General features: G+C 34.3%; 6 protein-coding genes. All 6 read left to right on the top strand.

All coding sequences use genetic code 11. The features are described from left to right. The first annotated feature begins 61 nt into the window (after positions 1 to 61). The 6 genes from ACYQ5R_RS08120 (at position 62) to ACYQ5R_RS08095 (ending at position 14,080) form a co-directional block, all read left to right on the top strand. A complete protein-coding gene (locus tag ACYQ5R_RS08120; protein WP_460190421.1) occupies positions 62 to 4,420 on the top strand; it encodes a sulfatase-like hydrolase/transferase in 4,359 nt (1,452 codons plus the stop codon). Positions 4,421 to 4,605: 185 nt separating this feature from the next. Beyond that, positions 4,606 to 6,153 carry a sulfatase gene (locus ACYQ5R_RS08115; RefSeq protein WP_460190420.1) on the top strand — a complete coding sequence of 516 codons (1,548 nt, stop codon included), beginning with the start codon at positions 4,606 to 4,608 and terminating at the stop codon, positions 6,151 to 6,153. 5 nt (positions 6,154 to 6,158) lie between these two features. Next, positions 6,159 to 7,634: a sulfatase-like hydrolase/transferase gene (locus ACYQ5R_RS08110; protein ID WP_460190419.1), complete on the top strand. Its 1,476-nt coding sequence runs from the start codon at positions 6,159 to 6,161 to the stop codon at positions 7,632 to 7,634. Positions 7,635 to 7,715: 81 nt separating this feature from the next. After that, positions 7,716 to 9,227 (top strand): hypothetical protein, encoded by a 1,512-nt coding sequence (locus tag ACYQ5R_RS08105; RefSeq protein ID WP_460190418.1) that lies wholly within the window; start codon positions 7,716 to 7,718, stop codon positions 9,225 to 9,227. A gap of 7 nt (positions 9,228 to 9,234) precedes the next feature. Further along, the gene (locus ACYQ5R_RS08100; protein ID WP_460190417.1) at positions 9,235 to 12,399 is read left to right on the top strand and encodes a SusC/RagA family TonB-linked outer membrane protein; all 3,165 of its coding nucleotides are present in this window, start codon (positions 9,235 to 9,237) and stop codon (positions 12,397 to 12,399) included. Between the two features lie 4 nt (positions 12,400 to 12,403). Beyond that, positions 12,404 to 14,080, top strand: coding sequence for a RagB/SusD family nutrient uptake outer membrane protein (locus ACYQ5R_RS08095; protein ID WP_460190416.1), 1,677 nt, complete (start codon positions 12,404 to 12,406; stop codon positions 14,078 to 14,080). Positions 14,081 to 14,163 lie beyond the last annotated feature (83 nt).

Raw genomic sequence — 14,163 nt, 5'->3', positions numbered from 1 at the left:
TATTCCCTCAAAAGTATAAATACTCTTTTAATTTCGTTAAACCTCTATTAAAATATTAACAATGAAAAAAGTTTTCACATTATTTATAATAGCACTTAGCACATTTTATTTTGGCTACAGTCAAGATAAACCCAATATTATTATCATATTAGCTGATGACCTTGGCTATGCCGATGTAGGTTTTAATGGATCTACAGATTTACCAACTCCCAACATAGATAGAATTGCCAATAATGGTGTAAAATTTACTAACGGATATACGAGTTATGTGGTCTGTGGACCTAGTAGAGCAGGTTTAATGACAGGTAGATATCAACAGAGATTTGGTTTTGAAAGAAATCCTCAATACCAAGTAAACGACCCAAATATGGGCTTACCTCAAACCGAAAAAACACTTGCTACAGTTTTAAATACAAATGGTTACACTTCCGGAATTGTAGGTAAATGGCATCTAGGTGCTCACATGAGTAATCATCCTTTAAATAGAGGTTTCGATTTTTTCTATGGACATTTAGGAGGTGGACATAGATATTTTCCTGAAGATTTGACCATTGAAGATAGCTACTCCATCAATAACGAAGAAGATAGCTATTTTTCTTGGATTTTAAGAAATCATACCCCAGAAGAAACAGACGAATATTTAACAGATGAATTTTCTAATGAGGCTGTACAGTTCATCCAAAATAATCAATCAGATCCTTTTTTCTTGTTTCTTTCTTACAATGCTCCTCATAGCCCACTACAAGCTTCGCAAGAATATTTGGATAGGTTTGATCATTTACCTGACAGTTCCAGAAAAACATATATGGCTATGGTAAGTGCTGTGGACGATGGTGTTGGCGCAGTTTTAGATAAGCTTGAAGAATTAAATCTTGATGATGATACCATTGTTTTCTTTCTATCAGACAACGGAGGACCAGAAACTAAAAACCACTCAGATAATGGAATTTTAAGAGGTGGAAAGTCCGATGTTTATGAAGGAGGCTACAGAGTACCATTTGCAATGCAATGGAAAGGTACCGTTGCACCTGATGTTTATGACATACCTGTTTCTGCATTAGATATATTCGCAACGGCTGTAGGTGTTTCAAATACTTCTGTAGACCAAGACAGGCCCTTAGATGGTGTAAATATCATTCCATACTTAAATGGTGAAAATACCGAAGAACCTCATGAAATTTTATACATGAGAAAATTTGATCAACAAAAATTTGCGGTACGAAAAGGTGACTTTAAACTGATTCGAAATTTTAGTAATAATAATACTTCTCTGTACAATCTTGATACAGATATATCTGAAACTACCAATATAGCTGGTGCCAATCCTGAAATAGTAGCCGAATTAGAAGAACTTAGAGAAGCATGGAACATAGAATTAATGGATCCTTTGTTTTTAGGTATCACTTCACAATCTATACCCTATGAAATTGGATTTGAAGATCTATGGAACGATGACTTTGAAGGTTTTGCCAATGGAAGAAATCTTTTAAACCATACGACTCCAAAATATTATAGCGACAACGCTGCTTGGCAAGCTATTAAAGACGATGGGAACGGATTTTTAGACAGTAATAAATATGCACAAAGTAGTAACAATGCAAATGTAGATTTTTATAGAAATCACACTCTAAATATTGGAGAAACTTACACCTTTAAAGTAGCTACAAAGATAATTAATGAGGCAACCGCTTCTAACCGCACACATAAAATTCGTATTACCTCTGGAGCCCATGTTTATAAAGAAGAAATTATTACCGCACCTGACCAAAATACTTGGACTCCAATAGAATTAGATATCACAGTTACTGCAGGAAATACAAACGTAAAATTTGAAGTCTTTAGAGAGCATGCTGGAGGAAATGTTTTAGTTGATAATTTCTCAATAGCAAAAAAGTATAATAATTTATTGAATGGAGATTTTGAACACGGTAATTTAAGTGGCTGGAATACATGGAATAATGGAATTACAGACACTCCGTCAGAAGTTGACCAAGGTAACTGGTCTGGAACAATCAATAGTGGTGTTACAGGAAGTTTACAACAAGAAATACACTTGAAATCAAATACAGATTATCAAGTTAGATTTTCAATCAAATCTGAAAATACTGGAGAATCCGTTAGATTAATTACAAAACATGCAAACACTCATTTCATAGGTCCGACAACTATAAATACAACTACAAACTATACAAACCATGCTTATAATTTTTCGACAGGAAACTTAACGCAAAAATCACGTATAAGTATTTGGAAAAATAATGCTGCTTTTGGCACTCAATATGTGGACAATTTTGAAGTTGTTGAAGTTGGTGTTTCTCCAGCACAAGTTAGGTTTAGTTCAGAAACATTTGACAATATAGAAGTAGGAATTCCTATTGAAATCACCTATGAAAAAATGCCTGCACCCACTAATCTTGGTACCGCTATTTGGAGTATTACCAATGGCACTGGAACGGCTACTGTGGATCAAAATGGAATTATTGAACCCTTAACAGCTGGAACTGCTACGGTAGAATTAAATTTTACGAATTTTCCAGGTATTTCGGCTACTTATGAATTTACAATTAACGATAGAACAGCAAAATCTATTTTTGTCGACGCAGATTACGGAAGTGATACTAATGACGGGAAATCTGCTAGCACTCCTTGGAAAACGATTGCCAAAATTAATAATCTACAGCTTTTACCTGGAGATGAGATATTATTCAAATCTGGACAAGAATTCTTTGGAAAATTGATTCCTTCGGCTAGCGGGGTTGATGGTAATCCAATTAAAATTGGATCATATGGCGGATCGGACAGGCCTACGATTAATGGAAGAAATTATTTAGCCGCTATAGATGCTTCAGGATTAGAATATATTAATTTTGAAAATCTAATACTTAAAAATGATTCAAACGAAGATAACGCTGCTCTAGAAATTGGTGCTGATGATAAACGTTATGGTTTCTATGCGCATGTAAAATATTCAGGCATTAAGAAAAACATCAGTTTAAATAATATTAAAATACATAAAATTTATCCCGTTAACCCCACTGGTTCTGAAAATTCTGACTCTTACAAGGGCTATGGTATTTACTTTACTTCAGATGGTTCCGGCAACTGGAATTTTTTCGATGGTATTTCTATAACTAACTGTGAAATTACAGATACGGGCAATGTTGGAATAAGTATTAACAAATGGATTCCTGATGCCAACCCTCCATCTAATCAATACCATAAAAATGTATCAGTAATTAACAATAATTTACACCATATAGGAGGCTCTGGTATTGTATATTTTAATGTTGAAGATTTCTTAATTGAGCAAAATACATTTACCTATACAGGAGACTTCTCTCTAGACACAAGACAACATGGCCGAGGGAGTGGCTTTTGGTCTGTAAGGTGTAATGATGGTATAATTCAACACAACGAATTTTCTCATGCAAGAGGTCCTGCAGATTCTTGTGGAGCTCATATTGATATAGATAATCACAATATTATAATTCAATATAATTTAAGTTACGATAATTCAGGAGGTTTTGCTGAATATATGGGAGCAAGTACCAATTGTATTTACAGATATAACGTAAGTATAAACGATGGCTTTAGAGTAAAACATATTGATGGTGCTACACAAGTTAGTAATCCAGAAATGTACAGCCCCAATGGCGAAAAAAATACTCAAAGTGGCAAAACAATATGGTTTTCAAATTTTACAGGATTTGATGGAGAACCTAGGGTTGGAGCAACTCTAAACCATGTGTACAACAATACGATTTATGTTGGCAATAATATAACTGCCAGAATTGTATCTGGTGAATCAGCACATGATAACACAGTTAAAAATAATGTGTTTTATGTTGATGGAACAATTCTTTTTGAAGAAGAAGATTTAGGCTGGACTCCTGAGACTCCAGGAATTAATAATGTTTTCGATACTAACTTATGGTTTGGCTCTGGAACCTTTCCAAACATTTCATTAGAAACCTTATACAATAATGCTCAAAATGAAATATTTTCTCAAGATCCTTTTTTATCCAACCCAGGAGGCACGACGCCAGAGGATTACAAGATTGTAGATGGAGGGTCCCCTTTAATAAATTCAGGTATTTCCATAACCAATAATGGTACTTTAGACTATTTCGGTTCTACCTTATCCAACATTGATATTGGTTTTCATGAATATTTAGGAGTTTTAAATAACGAAAACGAGACTATAGAAGAATCAAATCTCTACGTATACCCAAATCCTGCTAAGAATACTATAACCTTTAATAAATCTATTAATAACGAAAATTACAAAATATTTAATATACAAGGTCAATTATTAAAAGTAGGAAATACTAATGGGACAATAAGTATTAAAGAAATACCTACTGGTATGTATGTATTACAGCTCGAATCTGGAAATAACATCAAATTTATAAAGATCTAAACTTCTATATACAAATGATTTAAATGACTTATTAATGGTATAAAACTATTGGTAAGTCATTCTTTTTTCTAATTTACTCTAACGTTTTCGATGGTAATTTCTGGGTCTTTATGGGTAATTTTTGATACCTTAAAAGCGCTTCATAATTCTAAATTTGTACCTACCACTCCATACCAGTCTTATTTATGCGCGTGAAATTAACTGTACTAACTATATTATATGCAATAACAATATCTGCTATTGCTCAAAAAAGCACGCCTAATGTATTGTTTATTATTTGTGATGATTTAAATGATTACCAAGGTATATTCGGTGGACACCCACAGGCCAAAACTCCAAACATAGACAAATTAGCAGCATCTGGTGTTCAATTTGTAAACGCTCAATCTAACATTCCGGTTTGCCAGCCATCTAGAAATAGTTTATTTACGGGTGTGTACCCACATCAATCTAAAGACTTTGCTTGGACCTCAAGATATAAGCAACCTGTATTAAAAAATAATAAGTCTTTGATGCAGTTATTCAATGAAAATGGATATAAGACTCTAGGAACAGGAAAATTAGATCATGGTAATAATGTACAAGATTGGCAAGAATGGGGTATGAATATCAAACACAATTACGGACCTACTTATTTTGATGGAGAAAAAGTAGGACCGCATCCAAGTGTTCCTGCACCGTATAACAAAATTGGACCCGTTGATGGTTCTTTTGGTCGTTTATCTACCGTAAAATCAGAAGGAAAAAAAACTGGAGAAAAAGGTTGGATCTACGGATGGGATAAAAAACCAATGCGCTATATCAATGATAACGATAGAGACCTACTACAAGATGAGAAACATGTCAAGTGGGCAATTGCAAAACTTACAGAATTAGAATCTTCCAAAGAACCTTTCTTTATGGGAGTTGGTTTTGTAAGACCCCACACCCCACTACATGCGCCCGACAAATACTTTGACATGTTTCCTCTTGAAGGTTTAGAGCTTGCACCATGGATGATTGATGATGTAGATGACACCTACTGGTTAGAAAATTTTAATCCTAAGAAAAAAGGTCCTAGATATTACAAGCAGCTTATCGCTTCCTATAATGGTGATCGAGAATTAGCATTAAAGCACTTTCTACAAGCCTATTTGGCTTGTGTTGCCTTTATAGATGACCAAGTTGGAAAATTAATAAATCATCTCGAAAACAGCACATTAAACGATAACACTATTGTAGTTTTCACAGCTGATCATGGGTGGCAAATGGGTGAAAAAGACTATCTCTTTAAAAATTCACCTTGGGAAGAAAGCACCCGAATTCCTATGATTATTAAAGCTCCAGAAAATAATTCTGGAAAAGTAACGCAACCTATTTCACTAATTGACATCTTTCCAACAATGGTAGATGTTTGCCATTTAGAAGGTAGTAATAAGAAAAATGAAGCTGGAGGTACTCTTGGGGGGTATAGTTTAAAACCATTTTTCACTAACTCGAAAGCGAATTGGCAAGGGCCAAGCGGTGCACTGAGCATTGTTGGCAATATTGGTAAAAACACCACCTTAGAGCAACAACACATTTCATATAGAACAGAGCAATACCGCTATATTAGGTATGGCAATGGTAAGCAAGAATTGTACAATCATAATAACGACCCACACGAATGGTACAATATTGCAAATGAAAAGAAGTTTGAAAAATTGATACAGAAATTTGAAAAAGAAATTAACGAAATAATAACAACCCGATAACCCCAATGACTCATATTATTAACAATTATATTAAAATTATATTTGCCATACTCAGTGTGGTAGCCTTCAACGCAACAGCACAAACAACTAAAAAGCCAAATGTAATTGTTATTATGACTGATGACCTAGGTTACCAAGACGTAGGTTTTAACGGTTGTACAGATATCCCAACTCCTAATATCGACAGAATAGCCAGTAATGGAGTTACTTTTACCAATGGGTATACTTCTTACGCTGTTTGCGGACCTAGTAGAGCTGGTTTTATTACAGGTCGATATCAACAGCGCTTTGGATTTGAGCGAAACCCACAATACAGGACTGATGATCCAAACATGGGGCTTCCTAAAGAAGAAAAAACGATAGCAGAATATTTACATACAGTTGGTTATACCTCAGGGGTTATTGGTAAATGGCATTTAGGTGCTCATTTATCTAATCATCCCTTAAACAGGGGGTTTGATCATTTCTTTGGGCATTTAGGCGGCGGTCACACTTATTTTCCGGAAAACTTAACAATCAAAGATAGTTATTTTACCGGTGATTATGTTCAAATTCCCGATGAAAAAGACCCTAATAAAACATGGAAGGCTCCCGCCGAAACTGCGAGTTACAGAACATGGATCATGAAAAATCATGAACCAGTTAAAACAGAGAAATACTTAACAGATGAATTCTCAGATGCTGCTGTAGAATTTGTAGAACGCAATCAAAAAGAACCATTCTTTTTGTTCCTTTCATATAATGCTCCACACACTCCATTACAAGCATCTAAAAAGTATCTTGAACGATTCGATCATATTCAAGATAAAAAAAGAAAGTCTTATGCCGCTATGGTGAGCGCTGTAGATGATGGTGTAGGATTGATATTAGACAAACTTGCTGAATTAGGCTTAGAAGAAAATACAATGGTTTTCTTTTTATCAGATAATGGTGGACCTGAAACAAAAAATGCGTCTAATAACGGAATATTAAGAGAAGGAAAAGGCTCTATATATGAAGGTGGATTTAGGGTTCCTTTTGCTCTTCAATTTAAAGGTACGATTGAGCCTCAAAAAAAATATGAGTATCCTATATCTTCTTTAGATATTTTTGGTACTATTGCTGAACTATCAAAAGTTGCTATCTCGAAAGAGAAACCGTTAGACGGCGTAAATATCGTCCCATACATCAATGGAGAGATTTCAGGTAATCCACATCAACATATTTACATTAGAAAATTCGATCAACAATTATACAGTGTTAGAGATGGTGATTTAAAATTAATTGTTAAAGGTAAAACGAACAAAGTAGAACTATTTAATGTCAAAGACGATGTTAGTGAATCTTTTAATATTGCGAATAAATATCCAGAAGAAGTGAAACGATTACAATCAGTTTTAGATAGATGGGAATCAAAATTAAAGGACCCTATTTTTTTAGGATTGCTTCATACAGATGCAAAGATTAAACAAAGAAAAAAGAATAAAAAAACTAAAAAATAATTATTAACCAATAACTAAATAGACCCCTGTAGAATTTTCTACGAATTAAAACTAATGAATATTAATTTAACTAATTTAATTATGAATTTTAAACAAGCATTGAAATTATCATCAGTGCTATTTGCTTTTGCAGCATTTATGCTACAAGGATGCGATGATGATAGTTCTTTTGGGAGTGATTTGGAGGTGCGTATTATACCCACTGACTTATCATACCCTGAAATTGTAAACGCAAGAGAGTTCAGCCACATAGAAAGTGGCAGACCAACTATTAACTCAAATGGACATCCAGTCCAGTTTGCAGTTGAAAGTATAAGAAAAGGTGATCAAATTTTAGACGCTTCTTTTTTAAATTTTGTCACTATTCAAAATCCTGAAGAACTAGAAACAACACATCCAGATACTGGTGAGGTAGTTACTACTTATGATTTATCGGATGCTGGAAAAATTATGATTTCTGAAAATGATGTTTTTGACTACGGCGACTATTATTTTAGCATAAAAGCTTATGCCTCAGTAGATGGTGTAACGAGAGATGTTATCTTTGAAGATGCTTGGCACTTAATGATTGGCCCTGGTTTACCAGAAGGTATTGCATATTGTCCAACAAAAGCAAACTTTATTAGTGGAGGAAGTGAAACTTCTCCTCCAGCTGAAGTGATTGGAGGTAATCCAGATATACGATTTGAATTAGGAAGCGATAACGAAAAGCTTATTATTGATGCCTCGACCGGAGTGCTATCCTTAAATCCAAGCTACATAGTTGGTGCTACGGAAAGTATTAGTCCAACTATTAATGTAGTTAGTAATATTACCGAAGAAGTGGTGCCTTTTGATGGGGTTTTTACTGCTATTATATCACAAACTCCTGAGGTAATCCCATCTGAAGATATCTATTTCTTTTATCCTTCTTTAGTACCAAATATCAATAATAATTTAGCAGCTGGAGGAGATGGATACAGTAGAGATGTTCCTGTTAATCCTTTTGCTGGTTGGGTATTTAATAATAACTTATTGAGAGGTGTTAATCCAGCTCCTACTCCTGATGCTGTAGCTGCTAGAACTGCTGCTGGTATATCTGGGAATAAAGCTTTAACCAATAGGTTTTGGGGGCCATTGACTGATCCTTTTGAAATTTGGATGATAACAGACCCTGTTAATCTCACACAATACGGAGGTTGTTTTAATACAAAAGTTGTTTTCTGGGTAAAGCAAAATATTACGATGCATCTTGATATTATGCCTGATGGGAGTACACCAATTGGATTTGAAATTCAGGTAACCGACAATTATACTGGAGATGTTGAAACTACTTCTTGGACAAATGTAAATGATCAAGTTTCTTGTGAAATTAATAACAGTGGTACTATTTTATCTGGAACACCATATCCACTATCTGGTCTTCCGGATGCAGACCCAGCAAATAATGCGATGAATCAATGGGTACGTTGCGAATTAGATTTAGCTGATTATGCAACTAGCGGTAACTTTACAATTGCCTTTAGAAACCTAAGCTATTATAGTTCAGTACCATCAAATATGCGAGGTGATTCATTCATTTCAGATCTTCATTTTGTAGCATCAGAAAACTAATACTATCATGAAAAAAACATTTTTATTATATATATTTTTACTAGCATCCGTTATTAGTTTTGCACAAACTACCGTATCAGGTGTGGTAACAGACGACACAAATATGCCAATACCTGGTGTAAGTGTCTTAATTAAAAATACCACTCAAGGTACCACTACAGACTTTGATGGTAAATACTCAATCAATGTAAATTCAGAGGATATCCTAACATTTTCAATGATTGGTATGGTTACACAGAGTATTACTGTTGGTGACCAAACCGAAATTAATGTTTCTTTAAAACCAGACGTAGCTCAGCTTGATGAAGTTGTTGTTGTGGGTTATGGGTCTGTTGCAAAGAAAGATTTAACAGGTGCCGTTGGTACAGTTAAAACCGAAGAATTAGAAACTGCAGTTGTTTCTAACTTTGATCAAGCATTAACAGGTAGAATTGCCGGTGTAAATGTTACAGCAAATGAAGGAACACCTGGTGAACCATTAAAAATTGTTGTAAGGGGTGGTAACTCTATCAACAATTCTAACGATCCTCTATATGTTGTTAATGGGTTGCCTTTAGAAGATTTTGATCCTGCAACTATTCCAGTTTCAGATATTAAATCTTTCACAGTATTAAAAGATGCTTCTGCAACTGCTATTTATGGTTCTAGAGGTGCAAATGGAGTAGTAGTAATTGAAACTATTTCTGGAACTACGAACTCTAAAACCGATGTTACTGTCAATTTCTCTGCTTCTGTGCAAGAAATCACGAAAACACTTAAAGTTTTAAGCCCTTATCAATTTGTGAAAAATTTAGAAACACAGGCTATTGCAAGAGATGGTTTTAACTTTTGGCCAGATGGTCATCCTACATCAGGCGAAAACAGCTACCTAAGTGCATTTATTAATAAATGGGTTGATCCAGATTTGTATCGAGATGTCGAAGGTATAGATTGGCAAAATGAAGCTTTTGAATTAGCTCCAATGACTCGTGGTAATTTCTCTATTAGAGGTGGTAACGATAAAACAAATATTTCTTTTTCTGCAGGTTATGTCGATCAAGATGGTGTTTTGATCACTACTGGTTTTAAGAGATGGAATTCTAACTTTACAATTAGACATAAATTGAATGATAAGTTATCTCTTTGGGGTTCTATGAATTATACCAATTCAAATAGATTTGGTCCTAGAATGCGTAATGGAAGAGGAAACCAAGAATTGAGAAACATTATTTTATACAGACCTGTTGAACCATTGAATCCTCAAGATGGTGAAGAAGAAGGTGGTTTGATTCCGGGTGTAAACGATCAAGATTATGCCAATTTATTTGACCCTATCAGAAATATTAGAGGTACAAAGCGTGAAGATAAAGCTCACAACATTCGAGTAAATACATCTTTAACCTATAAAATTAATCAGAATCTTACTTTTAAAACTACTAATGGTTTTAATACAACAACGGGTCAAGAAGAATTGTTCTATTCTTTAGATACTCAGCAAGGTTCTCGTTCTGATAATGGAATTAACGGAAGAATTAATGCTTACGAAAGATCTACATTCTCTACCTCGAATACATTACAATTCAATAAAAAAGTAAAGAGAAATCGTTATAATGTGCTAGGAGGTTTTGAATATGTTCACAACACATTCTTCACATCTCAATTATGGAACAAAAATTTACCAACTGATGAATTTGGAATTTCTAATTTAGATATTGCTACACAACCAACTATCGCATTAACCGATGAGCAAGAAAATAAATTAATGTCTTTCTTCGCCAGAGCGAATGTAACTTTAAGTCAAAAATATTTGCTAACTGCTACATTTAGAGCTGATGGTTCCTCAAAATTTGCATCAGGCAATAGATGGGGTTACTTCCCTTCGTTCTCTGCTGCTTGGCAAATTGGTCAAGAAAACTTTATGGATAATGTAGACTTTGTAAACAGTTTGAAATTAAGAGCTGGCTGGGGTCTTACTGGTAATAATAGAATTGGTAACTATGCTGCACAAAATCAATTTGGTATTGGTATATGGAATGGATATGCCTTTGGAACAGGCGAGCAATACCAGCCAGGTGGTGTACAATCAGTTTTTGCAGTACCTGACTTAAAATGGGAAACAACGGGTCAAACAAACATTGGTCTTGATTTCTCTATGTTTGATTCGCAATTCTCAGGAACATTAGACTATTACTACAAAAAAACAGATGATTTATTATTAGTTGCTGATATGTCTTTAAGTACTGGTTTTCCAAGAGCTATTCAAAATGTAGGTAGTATTACAAATGAAGGTTTCGAATTAACATTAAATGGTCAAATCATTAACAACGATGATTTTAATTGGGATAGTAGCTTTAATATATCAACGAATAGAAACGAAGTCGTTAGCTTAAATCAAGGACAAGAGTTTATCAAATCTGACCCACAAATTGATTTTGGTGATGAGTTCTATTATATCTCAGAACTTGGTCAACCAGTTGGTATGATGTATGGTTTAGAATGGGATGGTTTATATCAAGTTGAAGATTTTATTTACGATCCTGCAACTAATCCAACTTCTCCGTATATCTTAAGAGATGGAATTCCTACTTACGGTAACAATGTAGGTCCTGGCCATAATAAATATGTTGATCAAAATGGAGATGGAGTTATTGATCAAGAAGATAGAGTTGTTATTGGGAATCCTCATCCAAAACATTTTGGTGGATTTAGTAATGACTTTAGATATAAAAACTTTGACTTAAATGTATTGTTACAATGGTCATATGGTTTCGATGTATTTAATGCGAATAAGGCTCTTTGGGGTTATCCAACTCATAATTCAAACTTCAGTAGATTAGCAAATGTTGCTAATTCATGGACGCCTTGGAATACAGATTCTGATGTAATAACACATTACTCAAATGATCTAGCTCCTTATCCAAGATCTGGTTATAAAATGGATCAACGATATATTGAAGATGGATCTTATTTAAGATTAAAAACTGTAACTTTGGGGTATAATGTACCTTTAAAAGACAAAATTGGTATTAATAGTTTAAGATTAGCTTTGTCTGGTCAAAACTTATATACTTGGACAGATTATACTGGATTTGATCCAGAAGTATCAGTTGGAGGAACAACTACTCCAAACTTAGATTGGTCTGCTTACCCACAAAGTAGAACGTATAGTTTTTCAATTTCAGCTAAATTCTAAAAAAATGAAAACGAATAAAATAAAATCAATATTTAAAAACGCATGGTTACTGCTTGCTGCTTTAACCTTAGTTTCTAGTTGTTCTGATGCATTAGACTTAGAACCAGAAACAACTTGGGCGATCGACAATTTTTACAAAACCGAAAGTGATATGGATATTGCCTTTGCAGGTATATATGCAACACTAAGAGGTTTATATGGTGGTGATTTAATCTTAATGGATGCAGGAACTGATGAAAGTTATGCATTTAAAGGATGGGTAGAGCAATCTCCAACCAATCTTTATACCCACGACGAAACTACGGAAGATGTTGGTGATTTATGGAGAGTTTTGCACATAGGTATTAACAACTGTAATAATATGATCAAGCATCTTCTCCCTGAAACTTTTGAAGAAGAAGATTACAATCGTTATATAGCAGAAGCTAGATTTTTAAGAGCTTACATGTATTTTGAATTAACCACATGGTGGAACGAAGTACCATTGCGTTTAGAGCCAACAGTAGATCAAAACTCTAATCATGTTGCTCCTTCAAGTACAGAAGAGGTTTATATGCAAATAATTGAAGATTTAACGTTTGCTGCAGAACATTTACCTAGCTCTTTTGACGCTAGTTATGTAGCTGGTAGAGCTAATAATTCTGCTGCGCATGCTATGTTAGCAAGAGTCTATTTAAAAGCCGGAGGGTACCCTCTTCAAGCTTCAAGCATAAATGGCAAAAACCCTTTTGAAGCTGCAAAAGAACACTGTGAAGTTATCATTAATCAAGGTAATCATGCTTTAAATCCAGATTATAAAGAACTATTTTTAAACTACATTCAAAATAGATACGATTATAGCGAATCTATTTTTGAAATTGTATTTAGAAATAGTGCTGCTTTAGGTGTAAATACTGCAGGTAGAAATGGTAACTGGAATGGTTTATTATACAAGCCAAACCCAAGACAAGCTACCCCATTTGGAGATCCTGAGATACAACCTTCTCCTGTTTTTGATCTTATTTATGAATTAGATGATTTAAGAAAATCTTGGAATACACCAGGTATTTCTGGAGCTCAAAATAATAACTTTCCTAACGGAAAAGTAAATGTACAAGCTGGCCCATTATCTTGGGGTTACTGTATTGGTAAATTTAGAAGATGGGAGCCTATATATCCAGATGATATTGCTGCGAGTAATTTATCAGATACTCCGATCATTAACTTAGAAACTCCTGAGCCTTTACAAGCAAATAATACAGGAATTAACTTTCCTTTAATCAGATTTGCGGATGTTTTATTAATGTTTGCAGAAGCTGAAAATGAATTAAACGGCCCAGGAAATGCAATACCAATGTTAGATTTAGTAAGAGCTAGAGCTGGTTTACCAGGAATTGCTTCTGTTAGACCAGAGGTTACAACAGATTCAGATGCATTCTTTATGGAGATAGTTGATGAACGTATGAGAGAATTGTGTTTTGAAGGTAACCGTAAAGCAGATTTGGTTAGATGGCATTTATTGGAGCAAAAACTTGAAGAGTTTGAAGCTTCTGTAATTTTCAATCCAGGTTATATACCAGAAAATCATACGTACAAATTACGTGCTTCAACAAACTTTGACCCAACCAAGCATTACTCATTGCCATATCCTCAACAAGAAGTTTTAATCAACAACTTGTTAGAGCAAAAATCAGAGTGGTAAACCACTCTTATAACTGCACTATAGTGAATAAAATCACATAGCAATTTTCCCCAAATATTACACCGCTATTCTTTCGAATAGCG

The organism is Urechidicola sp. KH5, assembly GCF_054661455.1.
Note: the sequence above shows the minus strand (reverse complement) of the source record. Positions and strands in the feature narration are given on the sequence as shown.

Coding starts and splice junctions, on each gene's coding strand:
- ACYQ5R_RS08095 (WP_460190416.1), top strand. CDS start 12,404: ATGAAAACGAATAAAATAAAATCAATATTTAAAAACGCATGGTTACTG.
- ACYQ5R_RS08105 (WP_460190418.1), top strand. CDS start 7,716: ATGAATTTTAAACAAGCATTGAAATTATCATCAGTGCTATTTGCTTTT.
- ACYQ5R_RS08100 (WP_460190417.1), top strand. CDS start 9,235: ATGAAAAAAACATTTTTATTATATATATTTTTACTAGCATCCGTTATT.
- ACYQ5R_RS08110 (WP_460190419.1), top strand. CDS start 6,159: ATGACTCATATTATTAACAATTATATTAAAATTATATTTGCCATACTC.
- ACYQ5R_RS08120 (WP_460190421.1), top strand. CDS start 62: ATGAAAAAAGTTTTCACATTATTTATAATAGCACTTAGCACATTTTAT.
- ACYQ5R_RS08115 (WP_460190420.1), top strand. CDS start 4,606: ATGCGCGTGAAATTAACTGTACTAACTATATTATATGCAATAACAATA.